Raw genomic sequence first — 25,420 nt, 5'->3', positions numbered from 1 at the left:
CACTTTACTAGGGCGTGTCTTAAAACTCGCTGAAGTGCATCTTTTACCGTCTTTTCGCCCCCTGCTACGTCACTTTCCCTTGACGTGCCCCGGCACGCCTGCGGAAAACTTCCTTGCTTGGAACGAAAATTCGTCAAAATCTGCGTCCTTCGGACTTTTCAGACCCGCCCTGAGATTTTTAAAATTATCTTGCCTGGGAGAGGGGAATATCCAATGATTATTGACCAGAATTCCGTAAAACCACATATCATTAACGAAACAAGTTCACGAAAAATTTTGGGGATGGGTGGAACACTCATGATGGTCGAAGTTACCTTTGCCAAAGGTGGGATCGGTGAAGTTCACTCCCATGATGCGCACGAGCAAGTCAGTTATATTGTAAAGGGGAGCTTTGAGGTTCAGGTAGGCGAGGAGACGAAGGTTCTCAAAGCGGGAGACAGCTTCTATGCAGGTTTGAATGTGCCACACGGGGTAAAGGCGCTGGAAGATGCGATTATACTGGATGTGTTTACGCCGTTCCGTCAGGATTTTCTTGAGGCAGACCAATGAGTGATTTTTACCTTTCAGCAGACGAACTGCAGCAGGCAGCCTTATACTATCAAGAGCATTTTCCAGAGGAAGCCCGAAATTCAGTGACGATTGCCAACCGTGCTATTCTGAATGAATTTATTGTGCCATATACGAATGATCTAACCAACTGGATTCCGCTTGGTACGCCGGTGGACTGGCTTCACAACCCGACCAATGATCTGGAGTTCACGTGGGGGATTAACAGGCACTGGCATATGCTTGATTTAGGTAAAGCTTATCTGATGAAAGGCAACCCGTTATATGTGACTACCTTTATTGATCACTATCGTACATGGAGAGATCAGAATCCGGTGCCTGTTCATCTGGCATATGATGAGGCTGTTTTTTTTCAGAAACCAGGTCCCTGGCGTTTGCTTGAAACAGGTCTGCGTGTGCAATCCTGGATTGCCGCGTACAAATATATGGAAACCAGCCCGCAGTTGGACGATACATTTCGGGCTGAATTTCTGCAAGGGCTGGAGGAGCATGCGGAATTCCTGACGCATTATCTCGGCAGTACGGAGATCAATCACGCCATAATGCATATGCAGGGTTTGTTTATGATTGCGGCTTTCTACAAGGAGCATCCGCGCAGTCCATTCTGGCGTCAAGTGGCCACTGAACGGCTGGAGCTGTGCTTGCTTCATCAGTTGAATGAAGAGGGCATCCAGGTCGAATTGAATACTCACTACCATAACGCAAGTATTGAGATGTTTGGTACACCGTATCTGCTGGCCGGTATTTCGGGACATCCGTTCTCAGCGTGGTATGGAGAATGTTTACGAAATATGGCCGCATTCACCGAAGCTATGATCAGACCTGATCATCAATCGACAGGCATTGGAGATTCGGACTGGCTTAGTGACGGAAGGCAGCGGTTGACGCTGTTAGGTGCGATTCTGGGAGACGAGGACCTCATGGCTCGCGGGACTGACAGTTCAGAATGCCTCTGGTTGGTGGGCGCTGCAAAATATGAGCAGTGCGTCAGGCTGCAGGCTGGTGCATCCCGTTCATTGACAAGTCGTATTTTTCCACAGACCGGATACTATGTGATGAGGGATGAGCAGCAATATCTGTTCTTTGATGCAGCTTCTATGGGTGGTGCTCACGGTCATGCGGATGCTTTGAACATCGAATGGATGTGGAATAACCGACTGTTCTTTACGGATACCGGACGTTATACGTACGAAGAAGGGCAGTGGCGTCATTATTTCAAAAGCACGCGGGCACACAATACGATTACCATAGACGGGACGGATCAGACACCTTATGTATCCACTCAGCAATGGGGTGAGCCTGAGGCAGAAGCGACGACACACCGCTATGAGAGTCACGCTAACTATCACTTTATGGATGCTTCACAAGATGGATATACACATTTACCCGATCCAGTTAGCCATCGCCGATGGGTGCTTGCAGGCAAAAGTGTGCCACTACTGCTGGTGGTGGACTGGCTGGATGCTGAGAAGACACACACGTTGGAGCAACGGTTCCATCTGCATCCAGACGCAAGGCTGGTATTGCGCAAGGAAGATTGTGCGAAACAGCGAGCAGGCATTCGATTTGACGATTCCTCCACTAAGCTGTGCATTAAATTTTTGATGGCGGGGGAGGGCAGTGAAACGTTTGAGTTGACAGAACAGGTGGGCTGGGTATCTGAAATCTACGGCTCGAAATCGGAAACGTCTGTTGTTCAAGGCAAAGCTGAATTTTCTGGCAAAGTGGGCGTTGTGGCCATTGGCCTACCGGCTGACGAGACAGAAGAAGCTGTGAAAGTTACAGGCTGTGCACTGGAGCCGGAACAAATGAAGTTCACGCTGGATTACGAGTACCGCGGTCAAGAAGGCCGGATTGTGATCGACGAGCATCAGGTGGACTGGAAGTAGTGAGAACCCAACTGCATATGCTGAATTTTATAAAATGATAAGCTCCATGTTTGCAGCTAGATAGGATGGAGAAGAACTGAAAAGGATTGAAGGCTCAATGTACTACTGAACCTTCAATCCTTTTTACTCTGCCAGCCTAGAGGCTGCGCTGTAGGATCATTGATCTGGTTTATTTCACTCTCCGGCCCCGTTTCAGCCTCGTTGCTTTAGAAGTAGCGGTTCTGGGTGAAGGGGGTTTTCTGACCGTTTGAGCAGGACGGTTGCGGTACACCCACAAGGCATATTCCAGCGGCTGTGTGATCGCTTTATAATAGATGTTTCGTTCACCAATTCGGGCAAAAACTTCACGGGCAGGTTTGGGGTTGACCTCAAGCAGGTAGATCTGCCCACTTTTGTCTATTGCCAAATCCAGTGCAAGCTCGCATAGATCCCCATACGTATCCTCCAGGAACGAAGCTACATCAATGCCAAATTTTGCTGCCGTTGCTGTCACTTCTTCTCGCAGTTCTTCTTCGGGAATCCATTGCTTCATCAATCGCTGCATGGCTATGGCCTGCCCGCCTCCATGAAGGTTCGAGGTTACACTTTTCTCGGCGCCCATTCGTCCTGCACATCCTGTGAGTTCCCATTCACCTTCTCCGTTTTTCTGAACCAGCATACGGTAGTCATGTACCCTGCCGTTAGGAAGCTGGAGCTGAATCCCCTTCTGCACCAGATATTTATCTTTCATGTTCCAGTGCTGAAGCAAGGGGCCGAGCCTAGATAGATGAACCTTGCGCGGTGTAATAATGCGGCGTTTCTGATCGCGGCCTTGAACGAGTACTGTACTGGGTTCCTTGCTGCTGCGTTCTACGCGCAGAATGCCGCGTCCGCCCGTGCCGTTGATTGGTTTCAGATAGATCAACGGGGAAGCCTTGAGCATTCGGTTCACATCGGACATGTCCTGAAATAAAATCGTTTCCGGCAAATGTTGCCGGAAGGCGGATTGCTCGGAAAGGGTTTGATGAATGGTCCATTTATTGCGTAAAGGCCGGTTCAGAAAGAGCAGGTGTCCGTATTTTTCACGAAAGGCAAGGAGCTGCTGGAAACGGTGGTTTCGCTGAATGCGACACCGGTCAAAAATCAGATCCGGGAATGCGCGCCATTCCCTGGACCAGCCATTCTTTTCGTCATACACCATCGCTTCGATCTGCCTGCCGCCGGAATGGACATCAGCAGGCGTAAATACATAAATATCAAGTCCCCGTTTGCGCCCTTCCAGAATCATTCGGCGGTAGATGCTTCGTTCTTCCAGAGCGCGGTGTTCATTCAGATACAATGTCATAATGCCCAGAACAGGTGAGGACACAAACAATCACCTTCTTTGTATGCAGTATTCCTGCCCTTCATCGTACAGACTGACGGGCAAGATAGGCGCTGTACTGGAAAATGCGTTCCAGTGAACGCCGCCTGATCTGTGGTTCATCAAATTTCATCGGTTTCGCATTGGCTTCAAAAAACCAGATCTCACCCAGATCATCCACGCCAAGATCCATCGACATTTCACCAAGTGTATGTCCCGAACCGCGCTCAACCTGTCTGGCAATCATTAAAGAGGTAGACTTCACCCGTTTCATTAGAGTTGTAGTCATTTCTTCCCCAAATAGCTCGGTGAGCAGCTTCTCCGGGTCTTCTACACTACCGCCGCGAGGCACGTGAGTTGTAATACTGCGTGAACCTGCCAGCCGTGCACCGATGCCAGTCACACTCCATTGTCCCTTGCCGTTTTTCTGCACAAGCACACGAAGGTCGAAAGGGCGTTTATGAGAAGAAGCGAGCTCGATGCCTTGTTGCATGATATAGGGCGTGCGTCCGGTTTCTTTTCGAATTCGGGCCCATAACTTGGATAACGTGGCTGCCTTGTACGTCATACTTTTCCGAGTATTCTGTATTTTAAGTCGGTAAGGCAACTTTTCTTTTTCTTGAAATTTGAGCATCATGATGCCTTTGCCAGCTTTGCCGCTCTCCGGTTTCAGGTACAAATAAGGATAGGTTCTAAGCACCGTACCCAGTGAAGATGCGCTGCGCATCCGCCGGGTATGAGGAATCAGTTGCTGCGTGGACTTGGATTTTTTGAGCCATTCGAATAGATTCCATTTGTTGAAAAAAAACGGGTTATACAGTTCAATACCGGACTGCAGACATTCTTCAATTTTACGTTGAACCGAAGGCTTGCGTTCATCTTCCCGGTTAGGAATACGGTTATAGAGCACATGAGGGAGGGGGAACGGCTTTGAAATCCATTTGCCGCTCCCTTTGTTGTACGTATATCCATTAACGGTAGGTCCAGTCATATTAAGATCGCGAATTGTCACGATATAAACGACATATCCCATGCTTTCACCTGTTTGCAAAATATCCTGAAAATTTTGATGATTCCCTCTGAACATACGCTGTTGATCATGCATGGTGAGTACGGCGATCACAGGTTTGAAATCATCATGAAGGCTCATCAAATGCTGTCCTTCTTCCGGAATTTGCTCAAATACAGGCAATGCTCCAAAATGTGTTCCACCGACGATTTGCCCTCCACCCGGAGTGAAGGGTGACGGAAGATGGAGCGCCCGGGTTTGGCGTTCGCTTCGAACATCCATACATGTTCCTCCTGATCAATGCCCAGATCAAAGCCAATCTCACCAATCAGATGCTGGTGCTGGGATTCAATCGCCTGGGCCAGTGTAATAGCGACGGATTTCGCCTGCTGCAGAACCTCGCCCGCACGTTCCCCGAAATTGCGGCTGAGCGCCTGTTCAGGGGTCATTAGAGAGCCGCCATTTTTGATGTGAGTTGTGACACTTCCGCGTCCGGCTTTTTTGGCACCAATGCCAACAACAACCCACTGGTTGTTCCCGTTCTTATGCATGTGGAAACGGAAATCAATAGGGCATTCGTCGATCTCAATCAGCCGTATTCCCTGTTGAACGACATAGCCGCGTAACTGCTTGCCATGTCGGCCTTGAAGCATGCGCATCAGGCTATTAAATGAACCAAAGCGCAGCAGGGCGTTACCCCCTTTTTTGCGATAACGTGCAAAATATCCACGTTTAGGTGAGTAGGTTAAGCGGTAGATCCCGTTTCCAAGGCTGCCAGCGGTGGGTTTATAATAAACGAACTGATGCCGCTCAAGCATTTCCCTCATCTGGTCAATTGTAGGGTTGGTGATGGATTCCGGGATATAACGTCCTGCGGTGGGTTCGTTCTCCAGCAATTTGTAAATATCCGATTTATTGAAGAAGCTCCAGTTGAAAAAAGGAATTTTGCGGCGGATAAATCGTTCCCGAAGCTGATTGATCGCTGGTGAGAAGTCGGAGCGGCGGCTCGGCAAACGATTGTAAACAACATCGGGCAGTGGCACCGTCCTGCGGAAGAAGCTTCCGCTCTCATTGAGGAAGTACCCGGAAACGGTCTCGTTCTGCCAGTTGATATCTCGCGGAGTGAAGGCATAGATATACGATTTACGGCTTCCTTCACGAAGCAATTGCTTGATGAAACCAGTTCGAGAACCAAACGGATTCGAGCTTGAAGAAGAACCGTCGGACAGCACCCCGATGAGCGGTCCCAGTTGCACTTCATCATTCTGGAGGTTGCGAAGATAAATGCTGCCACGTTTGGGAACGTTCATTAAGTTGCGGATGCCTGATGCCAGATACAGATGTTTCCCCGCTTTGCGAATCGGTTTGATGGTGGCTGGCACGCGATCACGTCCGAAACGCAGATGTATCGTTTTTTTGCCGGATAGATTAAGGCTTTTCATTAAAGCATTAGATACATACACCACTTTTTCGGGTTTTTGGGTGAAATGCAGATTACAAAAGGTCAAACTCATGATTTATCCTCCTATCCTGAAAAAGATCCTTGTGCTCCATGGCATGCAGGCATTACAGGCCCCTTGCTGCCTGGAATCGGGATGCGTTTCAGGCCAGCTTTGCTGGATGAATTCGGCATTTTCATTGGACGTGAGACGTCCGCGAGAACATGTTGTTGCAGCAGATAACGGGCGTAAGCAAGCGGTTGTGTGTACGTCAGGGCATGCATGCGTTTATCATCTGATTCCGCAAATGAGGTGCGGCCTGGTTTTGAATTCACTTCAATCAACCACAGCTTGCCGTCCACATCGGCTCCAAAGTCAAGACCTAGTTCCGCAAGTCGGCCGAAACGGCTCTCCAGCGTCTGAGGAATGAGAGCGGCGGCATGTTTGATCTGTTGCAGCAGCGATGCAGCTTTGTCTTTGCCGTATCGTTCGGTAAGGTATGCATCAGCAGGATAAGCGTTACCCCCGCCGTGAAGATTGGAGGTCAGAGAGCCTTCTGCTCCTTCCCGAATCATACATCCCGTCAGCATCCAGCGCCCTTGCCCGTTTTTTTGTACCAGTGCCCTTATATCAAATGCTCTTCCATGATGGCTAAGCTCCAGATAAGGCTGCACAATCATGTTTTGTACAGCCTGATGTGATTCCAGCCAGGAAGATACATCCGTTGCTTGATGAAATGACTTAACATAGTGTTCGTTGCCTCTATTACGACCCTCCACAATCCAGAGAAATGGCAGTTTTCCTTTGGATAAGCGGAAGGTGCCTTTGCCATGAGTTCCTGAAGCGGGTTTGAAAAATAAACCTTTGGGCCAGCGTGCAAGCCATATTTCCCAGGGAATAGTTGCCCTTACCCTGGTGGTTGGAACAAGGAGTCCCCGAAGCGTGTTTGACTTGGATAGAGCACGATGAACTTCCCATTTGCCAGGAAGTGCAGTTGACCAAGAGCGCTGGCGAAGACTGGAGGTATAAGGTAAATATTGTTCCAACTGCTGTCTGGTATTTCTGGAAAGTGGGTTCAGGCAGCGGTTCATTACCAGATCGATCATAGGCATACGAATAGCTTTCCATCCCTTTTGATGATAAGTGTATGCTCTATGGAGAATGCCTTTGGTATATTGGGCCGGAATCGGAATGACGATAATGCGTAACCCATACCTGGAGCTTCCCACACACAGTCTGCGGCAGAAGCGTTCATCTGCAAAAGGAGGTGAGCCTTCAGCTTCACGGACGAGTATAGCCATGGTGTTGTTTTGCGACGATATAAGCATGTTGCTGCACCTCTTTCACGAGACTAAACTTCAGAATCCGGCCAGATATGTGGAGTATTCAAGCATGGCTTTGACCGAAGGGCGAATTTTGCTCTCGCTCAGCGGTGTATTATCGTTTTTAGATGGTTTTGAATTCACCTCAAGCAACCATACGCGTCCACTTGTGTCTAGCGCGAGGTCGATACCGAGCTCACCAAAATGGGCAGGGATCGCACTCTCAATTCCTTTGGCGATGTCGAGTGCTGCTGTATGCAGCCCTGCATAGGCCGAAGCTTTGGCAGAACTGGACAACTGCGTTTTGGCTACGGCTTCTTTGACGGTGCTGAGGCTTCCACCTCTCGCCAGATTGGAGACGTAATGACTGCCTCCTGCAATACGGGCCACGATGGAGGTTACGCTCCATTTTCCCTTCTTGTTTTTTTGCACGAGCGCGCGGAAGTCAACGGGCCTGCCGCTGTTGTCAATCAGGGTCAGCCCTTGCTGAATCTGATAACGCGTTGTTTTCATTTTTCCGGACATACTGGCATAGAGTTTATCCAGAGAAGCATAAGATTGTTTGCGGGTACCTCCGACACTTGTCGCCAGAGTTAGATATCCTCCTTCTGGCTGACGCGAAACCCGGATAATGCCTTTGCCCAGTGAACCACGAACCGGCTTGAGAAAAATGACCGGATAACGTTGGCACATCGCCTTGAGAGTCGCTGATGTTTTGAGTAAATGGGACTCGGGCAGCACCCGTTTGAGTGTCGGAATCGACTTAAGTGCATCAAACACCTCGTTTTTGTCCAGAAACTTTTCGTTAAAAGTGTGTGTACCGTATAGCGATTTTACTTCTTTCATAAAATGCTGTACGCTAGGTTTGTTCTCGAGTTTGCGGGACGTCAGCCGGTTATTGACCACATCTGCCACGGGCAGAATGGTCTTTTTCCAGCCGTCATCATATACCCAGCCTTTCATGTAGCCAGTTACTTCCCCGATGTCCTCCGGTGTGAAAAAGGATACATAGGCGCCCTGCTTTCGGCAGGCATGCACTAATTCCTGGCAGAACATCGTAATCGAGCCAAAGGGCCGATCGGGTTGATCGGGGTAATCCTGGCTGACCATAACGCTGATGTAGGGTCCCAGGCGAAGCGTATGGCTGGCAGCGCGGTATGATACCCTCAGGACTGACCGGGGCACAAGGCCGGTTTTGCTGGCTACCGTCTGATTGAGTCTTAATCCGTCATACCGTGGAACCGGAATAACTGTAACTTCACGGCGGTACGAACCGAATTGAAGTTGAAGAGGTCTTCCCGAAGGAATCTTGAGTGCTTTGAGAACCCCTTCGCCCAGCATGATGACGTCGTCCTGCAGGATGCCCGAGCCGGTAACCTGTATCGTTACTTTTTTAGTGGACATCACGGATCTCCTTCCGGGCGGCAGCTTGATGTCTGATCTTGAAGTTGAACGGCATCTGAACATGGCATGTGCTTCATCATATGAGGACATATACCCCTTGGTGATTGACCCAGCCGGAATTAAATGTGTTTGATTTAGGGCGTTTTTGGGCGGCTTGATCCAGAACCTTGATTTGAGAGCATAGAATGCGTGTTCTTACACGGATGAACAACCAATTTAGAGGAGGAATTATAATGAATATTTATGACAAAGCCAATGATCTGGCAAAAGCACTAAGAGAGAGTAACGAAGTAGAGGAGATCACCTCTGCGATGAAATTGATTGAAGCTGATCCAGAAGCCAAAGCGATGCTGGACAACTTCCGTAACCAACAGATGGAATTGCAACAACGCATGATGAGTGGGGATATGCCAGCGCCAGACGAGATGGAAAAGATGGAGAAGCTCTTTGAAGTATTGAGTCTGAACCTGAACATCCGTCGCCTGTTTGATGCAGAACGTCGCCTTAGTGTAATTATCGAGGATGTAAACAAAATTATTGCAGACAGCCTGGCTCATCTGTATGGCGGAGCAGAAGCTTAAGCTATAAGTTCAAAAAGCATGCACTTGTCTGTTTTTTTCTCTGATCCTCTCATATTCCCTCTGAACCGTTCATAGACTAGCTATATATGGAACGAAGGAGCTGTGAATAGTGAAGAGGTTGAAAAAAACAAAACATGTCATCTATCTGCTGATTGCATTGTCGATGCTGGTTATCGCGCTTCCGCGCATTTCCTTTGCTGGCGGAATGGACTGGGTTAATATTTTCGGTATCGTGTGGGTGCTGTTCTCCCTGTTAATTGTAGGCGCACACCTGCATTTCATTCTAGGCGTAGATGAGGAAAAGAAACGTGGGCTGGAGGCGATCCGCCGGGCGAAGTTACGGCAGTGGGAAATGAAACTGCTGGACAAGCAAGAGCGTAGCGAATCCGTATAAATAAGTTTTAGGTAGACCGGAATCCTGAAGTGAATGGGGTTTCGGTCTTATTTGTGCATTCAAGCAAAGCACTTAGGAGCAGATCATGCAGGATAAAAGTGAGAAGTTTTTTTAGAGATCAGGACTCCATGTCAGATGGGGTTATTTTCCTTAGGTCGTGTTATAATAGATACAGTATAGTACAGATGCAACTTCGGGGGTGGTACAGATGGACGGGCAAGAAGAAAACGTCACGAAGCATGAACAGCTTCTACAGCATATCGAACAATTGAAGGTGGGTAGCAAAATCTCGGTACGCGGGCTTGCACGTGAACTGGGGGTAAGTGAGGGAACAGCTTATCGTGCCGTTAAAGAGGCGGAGAACTTCGGACTGGTCGTGACGAAAGAGAGAATCGGAACGGTGCGGATCGAAAAAAGACCTCGGGGCATGTCGGAGCAACTGACCTTTGCCGATGTTGTCACGATTGTGGAGGGACATGTGCTGGGTGGTAATGAAGGCCTGGCCAAGCCTTTGCACAAGTATGTGATTGGTGCGATGAAGGAGCAGGCGATGGCACGTTACATTGATGCTGGGAGTCTGCTTATTGTTGGTAACAGGGAAGATGCTCATTCCTTGGCATTGGAACAAGGAGCTGGCGTATTGATTACGGGTGGTTTTGGTACAAGCAGGGATGTAAGGATTATGGCAGATGAACTGGGACTGCCGATTATCTCCTCCAGACATGATACCTTTACGGTGGCCTCTATGATTAACCGTGCGATCTTTGACCGGCTGATCAAGAAAAAAATCATGCTGGTGGAGGATATTATCGGTCAGAAACCCCGTCTGCAAGTGCTCAAAGTGACGAGTTCGGCCGCGGATTTTCATTCGCTGGTGTCGGAGACAGGGGAGCACCGTTTTCCGGTTGTGGATGAATGGAACCGGGTCATCGGCATTGTGAGTCTGAAGGATGTCAGTGAGCTACAGGCGGATCAAAGCATTGAAAAGTGTGTCGTTCGCCGTCCGATTACAGCCTCGTTACAGACATCCCTTGCTTCTGCTGCGCAGATTATGACCTGGGAAGGCATTGATTTCCTGCCCATCGTTGACCGAAACCGCAAGCTTATTGCTTCCGTTACACGCAAGGAAGTACTGCAGGCCATGCGTGATGCGCAGAAGCAGCCCCAGCTTGGCGAGACGTTTGATCATCTGATCTGGAACGGATTCGCGGAAGAACGTGGGGAACAGAACGAACTGTTGTTCCACGGTTTCATTATTCCCCAGATGGCCACGGATTTGGGGACGATCTCGGAAGGCGTGTTACTGAATGTCATGACGCAAGCTGCCCGAAGAGCCGCTTGGGATGTCACAGGTAACGACCATGTGGTCGATAACGTAACGACATATTTTGTCCGTCCGGTGCAGATTGAAGATCAGATTATGGTGCGTCCCATGATTCTGGAAACGAGCCGCAGGACATGCAAAATGGATATTGTCATTACCCGCGAGGGCAGTGTGGTGTGCAAGTCCGTCATGACGCTGCAGTCCATAGACCACGCTTAGAATAAATGCATAAAACCTTCTCAGAAGCGTTGGTCTGGAAACATATCCAGGCATATAAAAAAGAGAGCGATAGCCCGGTCAGGGGAAAAAGTGAGCCATTAATCTGCTATGCAGCATTTGCACTTTGACATGTACGGATCAACTTGCACAGATGACAGCAATGCAGCAAGTGCATATGGCTTACTTTATTCACCTCAAGTTTGTTCGGGAGTGCTCTCTTTTTTTTGCCAATATGTTGTCCAAACCTGACTTGTGCCAAAATGCTTCGGAATGTGCATCGTTTTAATCTAAGCCGGTGTATTGCTGGAATGCTGTTTAAGTCTGGCGTAGTAACTGCGATTACGGATACCAGCAAACACATTGTAAGCTCCCATGATCAGGAAAAGCGCTTCCACAATGACAGATAGCGTAGAACCGGTAAAAACAAACATCAGGATCAGTGCGAGAATGATAAGCATGCAGCCCATCCAGATATTCGTCCAGGAGCGATACAAACCGGCAACATGTGGGTCAGTTGTCCGGCGTGAACGAATGCTGTTCAGTGCAGAACAGATCATAGCGATGGCGAAGAGGGCGATCAGAAAATACTTGAATACTTCGATCAACACGCAGAAGCAACTCCTTTTTTAAAAAACATAGACTGCCCTTATTGTAGCATGTGACCATGCAGACTAGGGCAGTTTTTTGCATTTTTCGGAGATTATGCTGGAACATGCATGCGGATCTGTACCCAGACTTGTAAAACGCCTTCCATGACAAGCATCGTTTTGACCTGGACCGAATATTCTTTTTCCCTGACCTTATAAATTTTCTGATTAAGCATGATGCGTGTCATTTTGCTATATTCGTCGATGTTAAATACATCTCTTCCTCGCAAAACTTCAAGCTCATCTCCGAGCTTTTGTAACATCAGTTTTAGTGAGGCCTCATCCGGGCCTTTATCGGATTCTTCGGCGCGAACTTTGATCTCTTTGATAACCGTTTGGCGCTTACTGTACTTTTTCAGCGTTTTTATATCCTCCTCGTTCTGGTGTAGTTGAAGTTGCAACTCCTGATTATTTAGCCACAGTTTGTTGTAACTGAGATGAAACACACCGTTATACACAACACATCCGGCGATCATTCCGAGCACAAATACGGCAGTCATACGCATCAACGGGCGGTAGCGGGAGAAGGGGGGGAGTCTCATACAGAGTCATCGCGGCTCATCTAACCCCGGCCTCCGCCACACACCCATTTCACCAGTTCGGTTCCCATATGTGCACCCATAAAGGCTGAGATCAGGTATAGGATTTGTTTAACTGCCGGTGACAGGTTGCCATCCAGAAAATTACTCTCAATGACTCGCATCGGATCGATCGTACCACCCACAGCGGCAGCGAGTGCCCAGATTTTAATTTTTCCAGAAATATCGAGCATTGTTTGTGTGGGAGGCTGAAGGGAAATGACAGCACCTATACCTCCAATCATCGCGCCGCCCAGCACGATTCCAAATGCTATAAAGAAGTCAAGAATGGCTTTGGATAAAAAAGTGCTCACCCACAACACTCCTTTCAGACCAGCAGCCTACCGCCTGTTTTGGGTCTGTGCAACAGGGGAAGCAGCTTGTACTTCTATTGTATGGGCGAGCCCCCTGACGTTATGATAAAATAGAATAATAAACTCCTTTATTTAGATAGAGAATTCAATTTTAACGGGAACATTCATGTAGGTGCATATTTACGCGAATTTCGATGATTCGGATTTTGCGCATGATAAAGTACACTACGGCGGCACACAGCATCAATGATGAGAGCTGCCACTGTAAGCGGGGAAAGGAAGTAAAAAGACATGAGTTCTTTTGTGCATTTGCATGTTCACAGTGAATATAGTTTGCTGGACGGCGCTGCGCGTATTCCGGATCTCGTGGATAAAGCCGCAGATCTGGGGATGACGACACTTGCGCTGACCGATCATGGTGTAATGTATGGGGCTATCCCATTTTATAAAGCCTGCGTCGAGCGGGGAATTAAACCGATTATCGGCTGCGAAGCATACATGACGGCAGGTTCTCGCAAAGAACGGGGAAGCCGGAAGGATCAACCGATATATCATTTGATTTTGCTGGCGAAAAATATGACCGGTTATCGGAACTTGATGAAGTTGTGTTCTATCGGACATCTCGAAGGTTTCCATTATAAACCGCGTATCGACATGGAGAGTTTGGCGGCACATCATGAGGGAATTGTTTGCCTGAGCGCTTGTCTCGGCGGCGAAGTTCCTCAGCATCTGCTGCATGGGCGTGAAGAAGAGGCGCGCCGTGCCGCGATACGTTACAAAAACATCTTTGGCTCCGACTTTTATCTGGAACTACAGGATCACGGACTGGCTGAGCAAAAAAGAGTCAATCCGCAGCTGATCAAACTCGCTGCTGAATTGGAAATCCAGCTTGTGGCAACGAACGATGCTCATTATCTATCCGAAGAGGATGCAGAATTGCAGGATGTACTGATCTGTATCGGGACAGGTAAAACGGTAGAGGATGAGACTCGTTTGCGGATCGGAACGAACCAATTGTATTTGAAGAGCGGCGAGCAAATGGCTCGTCTGTTCCCCCATGTGCCGGAGGCCATCGCTAATACAGTCCGTATCGCCGATTCTTGCGAACTGGAGCTGGAATTTGGCAAATCCATTTTACCGGAATACCGTCCGTTGCCTGAAGGTTTGGGTCCGTCTGCATATCTGCGTCAGTTGTGTGAAGAGGGTATGAACGCCCGTTATGCTGACTCTGACCGGTGGAACGATACGGCGCTTCGTACAGAGCTGGAGCAACGGCTGGACTATGAGTTGCGCGTTATTGACAGCATGGGATTTTCGGATTATTTCCTGATCGTGTGGGATTTCATCGCCTATGCGCATAAGCAGGGGATTGTCACCGGACCAGGTCGGGGTTCATCGGCAGGAAGCCTGGTCGCCTATACACTGCGTATTACGGATGTCGATCCCATGAAATATAACCTGCTCTTCGAGCGTTTTCTCAATCCTGAGCGGATATCTATGCCCGATATCGATATCGATTTCAGTGATGAACGTCGTGACGAAGTCATTGATTATGTGGCACAGAAATACGGCAAAGCCCATGTTGCCCAGATTATTACGTTTGGAACCATGGCAGCCCGGGCTGCAGTCCGTGATGTAGGGCGGGCGCTGAATGTGCCGTATGGCGAAGTGGACAAGGCTGCGAAACTGATTCCGGCACAGCTAGGCATTAACATTGAACGAGCAATGGAAGCTACGCCGGAGCTGAAGGCGTTATATGAGACGAAACCCAAAACACGTGAACTGCTCGATATGGCAATGAAGGTGGAAGGCATGCCTCGTCATGCTTCTACGCATGCTGCGGGTGTCGTCATTTCACGAGATCCGCTGACGGATGCCGTTCCATTGCAGGAAGGAAGCGAAGGAACAGCTTTGACGCAGTATTCCATGGAAAATCTGGAATCGATAGGGCTGCTTAAGATGGACTTTCTCGGACTACGCACCCTCTCTATTATAGAACGCTGTCTGCGCTGGATTGGGGAGCGTGCGGAAGTTCCTGATTTTACACAAATTTCTGATGATGATTCCCTTACCTATGAGATGTTAGGCAGGGGGGATACGATGGGCGTATTCCAGCTGGAATCCGCAGGTATGCGCCGGGTCTTAAAAGAATTAAAGCCAAGTGTGTTTGAAGATATTATCTCCGTTCTGGCATTGTATCGTCCGGGTCCGATGGAGTTTATTTCGAAATATATTCAGGGTAAGCACGGGCAGATTGAAGTGGATTATCCACATGGCGATCTGGAGCCGATTTTGAAAGATACCTATGGCATTATTGTATATCAGGAACAGATCATGCAGATTGCTTCTCGCATGGCAGGTTTCTCCTTGGGAGAAGCGGATTTGTTACGCCGAGCCGTTTCCAAGAAAAAAAGGGAAGTGCTCGATCTGGAACGAGGGCACTTCGTCCAGGGCAGTCTGAAACAAGGATACAGTGAAGCGGAAGCGGATCTTGTTTATGATATGATTGTCAAATTTGCCAACTACGGCTTTCCACGTGCTCACGCAGCAGCGTATGGTGTGCTTGCATTCCAAACGGCTTACTTGAAGGCGCACTATCCTGTGCATTTCATGGCTTCTATGCTAACCGCGGTTATGGGAAGCCACCGTAAGGTTGCAGAGTACGTAGTGGAATGCCGTCACATGCAGATTAATGTGCTCCCGCCGGATGTAAATGAAAGTGGCATTTTGTTTACACCTGTTTTTGCTTCATCTGCTGTGAAGAAGATGGGTGAATCAGGGGAATCGGATGGTACTGAGCAGGATAACCACAGTGAGCTTGCAGGTACAGGTGGACATACCGAAAGACGTGAAGCTTCCGAAGCCCGCGAAGATGTTTCTTATGATAACTACGGAGAACATGGGGAGTACGGAGAGGCGCCTTTACCGGATGATCCTGGGCCTATGCCGGAGGATAACGAACACATAACAGAAATGGGAATAAGTGAATACCGCGATAATTGGCAGGCGGTTTCCGCTAAGTCGGATTCGAAAGCATCCGGTCGTCAGTTAGATCCGGGTCTGGTGAAAATATCTGTGTCAGACACTGTGCTTGGATCGGAACAGGTTCATGATCAGCAAGAATTGCGGGATCATGATAGGATGCAGGGTGCCGAGCATGCTCAGTCGGAGGATGAGACGCACAACCAGAATCGCGATCAGGCTTATGGACAGATTCAGGAAAAGGCATCCGAATTAAGCGATGAGGATAGCGGAGCAGTAACGATATGGTCCTCAGGAGCCATTCGTTTCGGGCTGGCTGCAGTGAAAAATGTCGGTACACAAGCGATGGAAAGCATTATGGCAGTCAGACAGGAAAAACCGTTCGACAGTCTGCTCGATTTTTGTCGCCGTGTGGATCTGAGAGTGTGCAACAAACGTGTCATTGAATCGCTGATTCAGGCTGGAGCATTTGACAGCTTGCCAGGACACCGCGCGCAACTGCTGGCAATGTTAGACGAGACCGTTGAAGCGGCTCTGAAATGGCGTAAAGAACGTGAGGACTTGCAGATTCAGCTGTTTGATTTTGTGGAGACACCAAACTGGGAGATTGAATATCCGGAAATTCCGCCGTTCTCGGCAAGTCAGCAACTGGAACTGGAACGTGAATTGCTTGGTCTGTATCTGTCCGGTCATCCTCTGGATGACTACGAAGATGTGCTCGCATCGAGCGGGGCTGACCGGATCATGGAATTGACGGAAGCGGCTGACGATACGATGGCCGTCGCCGCAGGTATGGTGGTGTCCGTGAAGTCGATTACGACGAAACAGGGCAAGGCGATGGCGTTCATGGAGCTGGAAGACCAGGTCGAACGCTGCGAAGTGGTTCTCTTTCCCGAGGTATGGCGGCGAAGCCAGCAGCATGTCGGGAAAGGCGAATTGCTCGTCGTGCGTGCCAAGGTGCAGCAGCAGGACGAGGGCTTTAAGCTGCTGGCCGAGGAAGTGTCGCCGCTGACATCGGCGGCACTGGAACAGCAGCTGCGCAGCCGCGACCGCCGCGGCAAGCCCGGCAGCGGCAGCGCTTCGCGCCCGGCGCAGGCGGCTTCGCCGCAGCGACCAGCGGGCGCGCGAGCCGCAGCGCAGCGCAACAGCGCAGGCGGTGACGCTTCCGCTGCGCGTGCAAGCGGAAGCCGCGGCCCTGCCTCGGCGCGCAGCGAGGCAGGCACAGGCGCCGCAGCCGGCGCACGCGCGGGCAGTGCAGCGCCTGCGGCGGCGGGCGCGGCGGAGCAGGGTCGTGCGCCGCGTGGGGCCGAGCAGCGGGTGTTCGTGAAGCTCACCCCGCAGGCCGAGAAGCCCGAGCTGCTGGCGCGCCTCAAAGAGCTGCTTCAGCAACACCCTGGCCCGGTGGCGACCGTGCTCTTCTACGAGCAGCAGCAGAAGCTGCTCGCCCTGAGCGACGCCTACCGGATCAAACCTTCACCGGCACTGTTCTCCGAAATGGAGAAAATGCTTGGTGAAGGGACGGTCAAAATCAAATAAAGCTGAAGCGGGTTTTACCACCTTCAGCAAGGGGATGTCCACCGTTTACAAGATAGAGAACGGTGGACATCCTTTTTTTATACAAGATCTGCGAACCAAGTATCCCTTCGGCTCAGTGTTAGTGTTCACCAGAAGTCTTTGCGCGAATGTACAATTTTCCAGTGGTAATGATCATGAGAAAGGTTTATTCCGGTGAAAAACAGCAAAATCCGCCGGGAAATTCTATTTTATGATGAATTGTGTCCACTCCGGTTACCGGGATCTCCTTCCTGATTTACAAGCATTTCTATATGAATGAAATATGAGATAATGATCTATTTAAAATTTTAGCCAATGAACGCCAGCTGTACTTGCACACGCTTGCCAACAGAAGAGCGGTGTGGCGTGACGTTCGCTTGAGCGTGTACATTCGCACATTTTATGAACATTTTGGAAGTTCGCTGCATACACTTGAGAACACCGAAGAACCTTGAAGTTCTCTGGGGATTGATGCGGGAGGTCGAGATATGTCATATGAGATCGCGGAAGCTATGCTGGCCCGGCGAGGTGTACACATTGATGCTATCGCAGAAATTGTATATCGTTTGCAGAAAGGGTACCACCCGGAATTGACCATGGACGACTGTGTAACCAGCGTAAAATCCGTTTTGCAAAAAAGAGAGGTACAGTACACACTGTACACCGGCATTGCGCTTGATGAACTGGCCGAAAAAAAGCTTCTGCCCCAACCGCTGCAAGCGATAATGGAAGCGGATGAGTCACTCTATGGAGTGGACGAGACTCTGGCTTTAGGGATAACGCATGTGTATGGCATGATTGGACTAACCAGTTTTGGTTATCTGGACAAGGAAAAAATAGGTGTGATTCATGACTTGAATGAACAAAAATCTGCCGTTCATGTGTTCCTGGATGACCTGGTTGCAGGTCTTGCGGCGGCAGCCTCCGCCCGGATTGCACACAAAAATATTAAAGCTAAGAAATACCCTTCCGACCTGTAAAATCCATTAATACCAACATAATACTGCTGCTACCAACTCCATCTGTCTAATGGGATTGAGGGCGGCTATGGCTGCCCTGGAAGGTTTTTGCCGAGTGGAAAAAGTCTGCGAATTGCATCACATGACTATGACCATTTGGCTTGCAAAGCAGGGGTCAATGTCCCGAATCATCTGATTTTCTCCCGAAAGGTCTTCAACCCTTCCTTGCAGAAAAAAACGGTGGTATGGTATCATTAGTCCAATATACGGGCTCTGAACATTAGCTTAGGGGGCGGACATGGCATGTGGACGGTGATTTACATTGCGCCGACAGCAAAGGTTGCGGACAAGATCAAGACCAAGCTTTCGGAAGAAGGTTTTCTGGTACAGACCCGTCCCATCAGTTTATCCAAGCAACAATATGAGATTCGCGTCCCTTCTGGGGAATTGGAAGAGGTTCAGGAAGTGTTGAATTCCATTCTGCATTCTTGATTCTCGATATTGAAGTGCCTTGGCAGATAACAAAAAGTACCACTGGTACATAAGGGACTGACCGCGGAAGCGGAAAGAGGAATCGACTTGCATGTGTGTAATGCTACTGTCCTTCCTTCTTTTTTTGTTAATCGGTTATTGCAGGTAACATCAATTGTGCGGAGAGCAGCCGTTGATGTTTGCCTTGTATCGGAGGAATTTTGTTCTGAATGCTAATTAAGGTATAAGTCTTAGCATGAGTTATAAGCGTAAGCGGTTCACCGCAGCATGCAGATCAAGCTGATTGTTACAGCGGACTGTAGCCTGCGGCCATCAAATTATTGGCTGGAGAGGTGTAGTTGTGTTCAAAGATATATTCCAAAAGAAACGGAAGTACGCTACCATACCTTCCGAGCGTGCTATTCCAGGCGAGCGTCAGGAAGCCGTCGAGCGCCCAAAACGTGAAATACCTGAAGGACTTATGAACAAGTGCAGCAAGTGCGGCACCATTCAATATAGCAAGGAGCTGGAGAAAAACCTGAAAGTATGTCCTGCATGCGGCTACCATATGCGTCTTAACGCTATGGAGCGAATCGCAATGGTGCTGGACGAAGAAGGTTTTGTTGAGCATGATGCCGATATGGTTTCGGTTGATCCTCTCGGTTTTCCAGGTTACAGCAGCAAACTCGAACAGCAACGTTTGAAGTCTGGTTTGAAGGAAGCTGTTATTACGGGAGAAGGCACGATTGAAGGGCTGCCCGTTGTTGTCGCCGTGATGAGCTTTGATTTCTTCACAGGCAGCATGGGCTCCGTTGTCGGAGAGAAGATCACCCGTGCGGTTGAACATGCCATTGAGAAGAAGCTCCCTTTGATTATATTCTCTACTTCAGGCGGTGCCCGGATGCAGGAGAGTATTCTAAGTCTAATGCAAATGGCTAAAACGAGTGCGGCTTTAGCACGATTGGACGAGCAAGGCGGACTCTATATTTCCGTGATTACCGATCCGACGACAGGTGGGGTTTCGGCAAGTTTCGCGAGTCTTGGCGATATTATTATTGCTGAACCTGGTGCGGTATTTGGTTTTGCGGGCAGAATTGTTATTGAACAAACGATCCGTCAGAAGCTGCCGGATGATTTTCAGACCGCAGAATTCAACCTCCAGCATGGTCAGCTGGACATGGTTGTTCACCGGAAAGAACTTCGGGCAACCCTTGGCAAGCTTCTCGATATGCATAGTGAAAAGGGAGGGGTCTAAATGGCGGGTGGTTTGCCATATGAAGCGCCTCTGATTGAGATGCGCAAAAAAATTGAAGAACTCGTTCAGTTTGGACAGGAGAAGGGAATTGATTTCACCGAAGAGATCGCCCGTCTGGAAGAACGTTATCATAGACTGGAAGAAGAGATTTATACGGGCATAACGGCAGCGCAGAAGATGCATCTGGCTCGTCATCAGCAACGCCCAACCGCGCTGGACTTAATCCAGCTTATTTTTACCGATTTTACCGAATTGCATGGTGATCGTATGTTCGGCGACGACCTTGCGGTGGTTGGTGGACTTGCCAAACTGAATGGACAGACCGTAACGGTTCTTGGACAACAACGCGGCAAGGACACAAAGGATAACATCGCCCGCTTTTTTGGAAGTGCTCATCCGGAAGGTTTCCGTAAAGGGTTACGTCTGATGAAACAGGCTGACAAATTTGGCCGCCCGATTATTACGTTTGTTGATACTAAAGGGGCGTATCCGGGTAATACTGCAGAAGAGAGAGGTCAATCGGAAGCGATTGCTCGTAACTTGCTGGAGATGGCGAAGCTCTCGGTTCCTGTTATTGTTGTTGTCATCGGCGAAGGCGGAAGCGGCGGTGCTCTAGCTATGGCTGTAGGTAACCGTGTGCTTATGCTTGAGCATGCCATCTATTCTGCAATTTCACCTAATGGTGCGGCTTCGATTCTATGGAAGGATGCTTCCAAAGCAGATCAGGCCGCTGAAGCGATGAAAATTACAGCGAAAGACCTGCTCGAGATGGAAGTGATCGAAGAGATTATCCCTGAACCGCGTGGCGGGGCTCACCGGGATTATGATACAGCTGCGGCAGCGATCTCCGAAGCTCTAGTTCGTCATCTGGATGAGATGAAAGGATGGAGTGCGGAGCAATTAAAGCAGGATCGCTATGAAAAATTCCGCAAAATTGGTTCAGTGACCTTTGAAGCACCAGCCTCTGCGGTAGAACCTGCTGAAGAAAGAGTGTCTGCGGGTGAAGTAGAATCAAAATCTGGGGCAGAATCTGTTCAGGTAGAAGCATCAGAACAGCCCTTACAGGCAGAGCCTGTGAAAAATTTGTCGGGAAATGCAGAATGATGTGACGAATTTCCTATACAAATGATTAAAAGTATAGTAAATTTAATAGTTGGAAAAAGAAAAATAGAGATATAAAGTTAGACCTTTAAAATCGGAGGAAACCCAAAATGCGCAAAACGAAAATTGTATGTACGATTGGCCCATCCAGTGAATCCCTGGAGAATACCAAGAAACTGATTATGGCTGGCATGAACGTAGCCCGTCTGAACTTCTCCCACGGTGATTTCGATGAGCACGGCGGACGGATCAAAGCGATTCGCCAAGCATGCGAAGAGCTGAACAAAACTGTAGCGATCCTGCTGGACACCAAAGGACCGGAAATTCGCACAGGTAAACTGGAAGTTGAGCCTATTGAACTGGTTCAGGACGAGTACATCACTTTGACAACAGAAGAAATTCTGGGAACCAAAGATCGTCTTTCCATTACGTATGCAGAGCTTCCTAAAGATGTTGAAGCAGGATCTACAATTCTGATCGACGACGGTCTGATCGGACTGACTGTGGTGGAAGTACAAGGCACTGAGATCAAATGCCGTATCGTTAACGGCGGTACAATCAAAAGCAAAAAAGGTGTTAACGTTCCAGGTGTTGCGATTTCCCTGCCGGGTATCACTGAAAAAGATGCTAATGATATCGTGTTTGGTATCGAGCAAGGTGTAGACTTCATCGCAGCTTCTTTCGTTCGTAAAGCAAGCGACGTGCTTGAAATTCGTGAATTGCTTGAGAAACATAATGCAGGTCACATTCAAATTATCTCCAAAATTGAAAACCAACAAGGTGTTGACAACTTGGATGAAATCCTTGAAGTGTCTGACGGCCTGATGGTTGCTCGTGGAGACCTGGGTGTAGAAATCCCCGCGGAAGAAGTACCACTGGTACAAAAACGCATGATCGAAAAATGTAATGTAGCGGGTAAACCGGTTATTACAGCGACACAAATGTTGGACTCCATGCAACGTAACCCGCGTCCAACTCGTGCGGAAGCAAGTGACGTAGCAAACGCAATCTTTGACGGCACAGATGCAATCATGTTGTCTGGTGAGACTGCTGCCGGTAAATACCCGGTAGAGTCTGTACTGACCATGTCCCGTATCGCAGAAAAAGCAGAATCTGCTCTGCCTTACCAAGAGTTGTATCTGAAACAACGTGTTGCACAACAAACAACGGTTACTGAAGCGATCAGTCAATCCGTTGCTCTGTCTGCTCAAGATTTGAACGCAAAGGCGATCATCACTTCGACGGAATCCGGACATACAGCACGTATGGTCTCTAAATATCGTCCAGAAGCTCCAATCATCGCTGTAACGACAGAAGACAGAACTTCCCGTCGTCTGGCACTGGCATGGGGTGTAACTCCTGTTAAAGGCAGATTGGTTGATTCTACGGATGCTTTGTTCGAAAACGCAATTGAAGGCGGCGTAAAATCCGGTCTGGTTAAAGAAGGAGACCTGGTTGTGATTACAGCTGGTGTACCTCTGGGCCGCTCCGGTTCTACGAACCTGATCAAAGTAAGTCAAATTCCGAACAACGCTTAATTCTAGCGTATGATTCGGTAAGTAACATGAAAGAAGCAATGGGGCTTGATGTCCCGTTGCTTTTTTTCCATCTTCATGACACGATTCTGTGATGTGAAGCGTATGAATGGTAGAGCCAAGGAGGCTGAGAACGTGCAAAAAGAAAGTAATGGCAACTGGTATACAGCTCGTCTTCGTGTACGTTATCAGGAAAGCGACCAGATGGGTGTTGTCTATCATGCGAACTATCTGAACTGGTTCGAGATCGGTCGTACCGAGATGATTCGCCAAATGGGGTATACATATCGTAAAATGGAGGAACAGGGACTGTTGCTTCCGGTAACCGGTCTGGATGTGAAGTACCACAAACCGGCACGTTACGATGACGAGATTATGATCTTTACACGCATTGCCACCTTTAGTGGTCTGCGCCTGGGCTATGAGTACGACATAAGACGCATCTCTGAAGTGCCTGATGTTTCACTTGCTGTAGGAGAGCGGGTCTGGTCACATGACGAATCACTTCCGGGTGAACGGCTGGTTACGGGCTCTACCCAGCACGTGTGGGTGAATGCAGACTGGAAGCCTGTTAGACTGGATAAAGTAGCCTCTGAGCTATATAGCGTGCTTGAAAAGGTGTGGCTTTCAGGAAAGGAGTAACCTATCAATGCGAAAATGGATGTGGGCGTTACTATTAATTATTCCGGTGATTGAACTGTTTGGTTTCATTCTGATGAGTGATTGGATCGGGGCCGGAAAAACATTGCTTCTCATGATTCTCACGTCCTTGATTGGTATAGCCATGTTACAGTTTGAAGGGCGAAAGGTATTGATGGACGCCAAACAGGAGATGGAACGCGGCAAGGTGCCTGGGCGGAAAATGGTTGATGGTCTTTTTGTTTTTGTCGGGGGATTTCTGCTATTGATTCCCGGCTTTGTAACTGACCTGATCGGCTTTACGTTGGTATTTCCGTTAACACGTCCGGTATATCGGCTGTTCTTCTTGGGCTGGCTGGAGAAAAAGATGAGGAATGGCAGCATTACATTTTATCGCCGTCCGAAGTAAGAAATGACCTGGTATCAACAACAAAGCAAAAGTCTCCGTTCTGCAGATGCCTTCTGCTTGGGACGGAGACTTTTTTGCTTTTGCCATGTTTAGCTAAAGTGTAAATCAGACTCATCGGACTCTGCCATTAATGATATAAGTCCTGAGGTCACGAAGTACATTGGCACGATTGAAGGCATCGAGAATGACGAGGCTCACCGGGCCGATAATGAGGCCAAGCACACCAAACAGCTTTAAACCAACAAACATGCCCACTAATGTAGCAAGGGGGTCTAACCCGACACTACTGGCAAGAACTTTCGGTTCAATGATCTGCCGGGCAATGAGCAGGATAAGATAAATAACACTAATACCGATGCCAAGATAGATATCCCCGTTCATGAACAAATATGCTGCCCAAGGCACCATCACCAGACCGACACCAAGATAGGGGAGCAGATCGACCAGACCAATCAGCAGAGCGATCGTGAACGCTGACTTGACTTGAAGGATGAGAAGACCAATCATGACGAACAGTGCTGTAATCGAGATCATGATCAGCTGTGCGCGTACATAACCAAAGAGTGCTTTTTTGAGATCATTCCAGATATCAGAGATCGGTTTACGAACAGTAGACGGAACCCAGCCAGAGACTGTAATGCTATGACGCGTCCAGCCTTTGCTAATGAAGAAGGTAGATAATAGCACCACGATGAGAACCGCACCCATATTAGGCAGCGAAGTAAGCAAGTTTAGAATCAGGTTGAAAAAACCAGTAACAAGGTCGCTTACCGCTGTTCCGACGGTCTCCGTTGTTTTGCTGATGTTGCTATTAATGGTTTCTTGATAGTTCGGGTTTTCTTTGTAAAAATCGTTAATCTGCGCTATCAAACTTTGAATCGTATCGTTCTGTGTCCAGCGTACAAACGTTTCTTTGATTTCGTCCACATGCAGATCAAAGCTGGTCGTTAATGAAATGACTTCTTTAACCATACGAGTAACAGCCGCAGATAAAATTACAGCGATTGCCCCAAAATACAATAGGAGTGACAAGGTTACTGCTAGCCAGCGCGGAAAACGGAGTCTGTTCTGAAGCAGCTTTACGAGCGGATTCATGGCATACGCAATAATCCAGGCAATAACAAAAGGATATAACAGCGGGAATAACAGATATATGGCTACAGCGATCAGAAAGGCAGCTACAATGACCCACAGACCGCGAAGCAGACGTTTGAGAATGATTCGATCCAAGGTTCAACTCTCCTTTATTCAGTCAAGAGCTTATCTTATTAATATAGAGCAATCGTAAGCTTTTGAAACGCCAAAAAGAACAGTCTGCAACCGTGTGCCGGAATGCTACTATGTACATTGTCTGCCTAAAGTATGCCTGAGGTTTACAAATTATAGCAATACATTTTGTAATTATATTTTTGGGTACATCCTCTAATGACATGAATTGTTTAATACACATTAAATGTCAACCTTGCTTGTGTAAAGGTTTTCAAAA

The 25,420-nt window shown here is 48.5% G+C and carries 22 protein-coding genes; 13 read left to right on the top strand and 9 right to left on the bottom strand.

Going from position 1 to position 25,420, the window contains the following annotated elements:
* Positions 1 to 213 precede the first annotated feature (213 nt).
* Positions 214 to 549, top strand: a complete 336-nt coding sequence (locus ABIE27_RS12775; protein WP_123067371.1) for a cupin domain-containing protein — start codon at positions 214 to 216, stop codon at positions 547 to 549.
* A complete protein-coding gene (locus ABIE27_RS12770; protein ID WP_123067372.1) occupies positions 546 to 2,456 on the top strand; it encodes an alginate lyase family protein in 1,911 nt (636 codons plus the stop codon). Before ABIE27_RS12775 ends, ABIE27_RS12770 begins: the two co-directional genes overlap by 4 nt.
* Before the next feature lie 169 nt (positions 2,457 to 2,625).
* On the opposite strand, the gene ABIE27_RS12765 is transcribed toward ABIE27_RS12770, so the two are convergent.
* The 5 genes from ABIE27_RS12765 to ABIE27_RS12745 are packed head-to-tail and all read right to left on the bottom strand — an operon-like array spanning position 2,626 to position 8,972.
* Positions 2,626 to 3,804 carry a YheC/YheD family protein gene (locus ABIE27_RS12765; protein ID WP_123067373.1) on the bottom strand — a complete coding sequence of 393 codons (1,179 nt, stop codon included), beginning with the start codon at positions 3,802 to 3,804 and terminating at the stop codon, positions 2,626 to 2,628.
* A 37-nt stretch (positions 3,805 to 3,841) separates the two neighbouring features.
* On the bottom strand, positions 3,842 to 4,948 hold the full coding sequence (locus ABIE27_RS12760) for a YheC/YheD family protein (protein ID WP_123067380.1): 1,107 nt from the start codon (positions 4,946 to 4,948) through the stop codon (positions 3,842 to 3,844).
* Entirely contained in the window at positions 4,948 to 6,321 is a 1,374-nt protein-coding gene (locus tag ABIE27_RS12755; RefSeq protein WP_090920191.1) for a YheC/YheD family protein, read from the bottom strand. Before ABIE27_RS12755 ends, ABIE27_RS12760 begins: the two co-directional genes overlap by 1 nt.
* Positions 6,322 to 6,332: 11 nt before the next feature.
* Positions 6,333 to 7,574 (bottom strand): YheC/YheD family protein, encoded by a 1,242-nt coding sequence (locus ABIE27_RS12750; protein WP_429350638.1) that lies wholly within the window; start codon positions 7,572 to 7,574, stop codon positions 6,333 to 6,335.
* Between the two features lie 30 nt (positions 7,575 to 7,604).
* Positions 7,605 to 8,972 carry a YheC/YheD family protein gene (locus tag ABIE27_RS12745; protein WP_429350637.1) on the bottom strand — a complete coding sequence of 456 codons (1,368 nt, stop codon included), beginning with the start codon at positions 8,970 to 8,972 and terminating at the stop codon, positions 7,605 to 7,607.
* A gap of 233 nt (positions 8,973 to 9,205) precedes the next feature.
* Here ABIE27_RS12745 and ABIE27_RS12740 point away from each other — a divergent pair, with 233 nt between their 5' ends.
* The 3 genes from ABIE27_RS12740 (at position 9,206) to ABIE27_RS12730 (ending at position 11,490) form a co-directional block, all read left to right on the top strand.
* The gene (locus ABIE27_RS12740; RefSeq protein WP_123067376.1) at positions 9,206 to 9,553 is read left to right on the top strand and encodes a YlbF family regulator; all 348 of its coding nucleotides are present in this window, start codon (positions 9,206 to 9,208) and stop codon (positions 9,551 to 9,553) included.
* Between the two features lie 109 nt (positions 9,554 to 9,662).
* Positions 9,663 to 9,947 carry a hypothetical protein gene (locus ABIE27_RS12735; protein ID WP_123067377.1) on the top strand — a complete coding sequence of 95 codons (285 nt, stop codon included), beginning with the start codon at positions 9,663 to 9,665 and terminating at the stop codon, positions 9,945 to 9,947.
* A 208-nt stretch (positions 9,948 to 10,155) separates the two neighbouring features.
* Positions 10,156 to 11,490: a DRTGG domain-containing protein gene (locus tag ABIE27_RS12730; protein WP_123067378.1), complete on the top strand. Its 1,335-nt coding sequence runs from the start codon at positions 10,156 to 10,158 to the stop codon at positions 11,488 to 11,490.
* A 287-nt stretch (positions 11,491 to 11,777) separates the two neighbouring features.
* On the opposite strand, the gene ABIE27_RS12725 is transcribed toward ABIE27_RS12730, so the two are convergent.
* The 3 genes from ABIE27_RS12725 to ABIE27_RS12715 all read right to left on the bottom strand — a co-directional run bounded on the left by ABIE27_RS12725 (position 11,778) and on the right by ABIE27_RS12715 (position 13,029).
* Positions 11,778 to 12,098 (bottom strand): YtpI family protein, encoded by a 321-nt coding sequence (locus ABIE27_RS12725; protein WP_192895176.1) that lies wholly within the window; start codon positions 12,096 to 12,098, stop codon positions 11,778 to 11,780.
* Between the two features lie 92 nt (positions 12,099 to 12,190).
* Entirely contained in the window at positions 12,191 to 12,679 is a 489-nt protein-coding gene (locus tag ABIE27_RS12720; protein ID WP_123067379.1) for a hypothetical protein, read from the bottom strand.
* A 20-nt stretch (positions 12,680 to 12,699) separates the two neighbouring features.
* Positions 12,700 to 13,029: a YtrH family sporulation protein gene (locus ABIE27_RS12715; RefSeq protein WP_090920214.1), complete on the bottom strand. Its 330-nt coding sequence runs from the start codon at positions 13,027 to 13,029 to the stop codon at positions 12,700 to 12,702.
* 291 nt (positions 13,030 to 13,320) lie between these two features.
* On the opposite strand from ABIE27_RS12715, the gene ABIE27_RS12710 reads away from it, so the two are divergent.
* The 8 genes from ABIE27_RS12710 to ABIE27_RS12675 all read left to right on the top strand — a co-directional run bounded on the left by ABIE27_RS12710 (position 13,321) and on the right by ABIE27_RS12675 (position 23,934).
* Positions 13,321 to 17,547: a DNA polymerase III subunit alpha gene (locus ABIE27_RS12710; protein ID WP_429350636.1), complete on the top strand. Its 4,227-nt coding sequence runs from the start codon at positions 13,321 to 13,323 to the stop codon at positions 17,545 to 17,547.
* A gap of 506 nt (positions 17,548 to 18,053) precedes the next feature.
* Complete coding sequence (locus ABIE27_RS12705) at positions 18,054 to 18,545, top strand: phosphatidylglycerophosphatase A family protein (RefSeq protein WP_123064193.1); 492 nt, start codon at positions 18,054 to 18,056, stop codon at positions 18,543 to 18,545.
* A gap of 282 nt (positions 18,546 to 18,827) precedes the next feature.
* Positions 18,828 to 19,016 (top strand): glutamate decarboxylase, encoded by a 189-nt coding sequence (locus ABIE27_RS12700; protein ID WP_090920220.1) that lies wholly within the window; start codon positions 18,828 to 18,830, stop codon positions 19,014 to 19,016.
* A 340-nt stretch (positions 19,017 to 19,356) separates the two neighbouring features.
* Positions 19,357 to 20,250: an acetyl-CoA carboxylase, carboxyltransferase subunit beta gene (gene accD / locus ABIE27_RS12695; protein WP_123064194.1), complete on the top strand. Its 894-nt coding sequence runs from the start codon at positions 19,357 to 19,359 to the stop codon at positions 20,248 to 20,250.
* Positions 20,251 to 21,354: an acetyl-CoA carboxylase carboxyltransferase subunit alpha gene (locus ABIE27_RS12690; protein WP_123064195.1), complete on the top strand. Its 1,104-nt coding sequence runs from the start codon at positions 20,251 to 20,253 to the stop codon at positions 21,352 to 21,354.
* Between the two features lie 107 nt (positions 21,355 to 21,461).
* Positions 21,462 to 22,889, top strand: coding sequence for a pyruvate kinase (gene pyk, locus ABIE27_RS12685; RefSeq protein WP_123064196.1), 1,428 nt, complete (start codon positions 21,462 to 21,464; stop codon positions 22,887 to 22,889).
* Between the two features lie 102 nt (positions 22,890 to 22,991).
* On the top strand, positions 22,992 to 23,528 hold the full coding sequence (locus tag ABIE27_RS12680; RefSeq protein ID WP_123064506.1) for an acyl-CoA thioesterase: 537 nt from the start codon (positions 22,992 to 22,994) through the stop codon (positions 23,526 to 23,528).
* 7 nt (positions 23,529 to 23,535) lie between these two features.
* Positions 23,536 to 23,934, top strand: coding sequence for an FxsA family protein (locus ABIE27_RS12675; protein ID WP_123064197.1), 399 nt, complete (start codon positions 23,536 to 23,538; stop codon positions 23,932 to 23,934).
* Between the two features lie 111 nt (positions 23,935 to 24,045).
* Here ABIE27_RS12675 and ytvI read toward each other — a convergent pair whose 3' ends face one another.
* Positions 24,046 to 25,164: a sporulation integral membrane protein YtvI gene (ytvI, locus tag ABIE27_RS12670; protein WP_123064198.1), complete on the bottom strand. Its 1,119-nt coding sequence runs from the start codon at positions 25,162 to 25,164 to the stop codon at positions 24,046 to 24,048.
* Positions 25,165 to 25,420: the final 256 nt, after the last annotated feature.

The organism is Paenibacillus sp. 4624 (assembly GCF_050435065.1).
Taxonomy (GTDB): Bacteria; Bacillota; Bacilli; order Paenibacillales; family Paenibacillaceae; genus Paenibacillus; species Paenibacillus amylolyticus_D.
The sequence above is the reverse complement of the archived record's forward strand: the minus strand, read 5'-3'. Positions and strand labels throughout refer to the sequence as shown.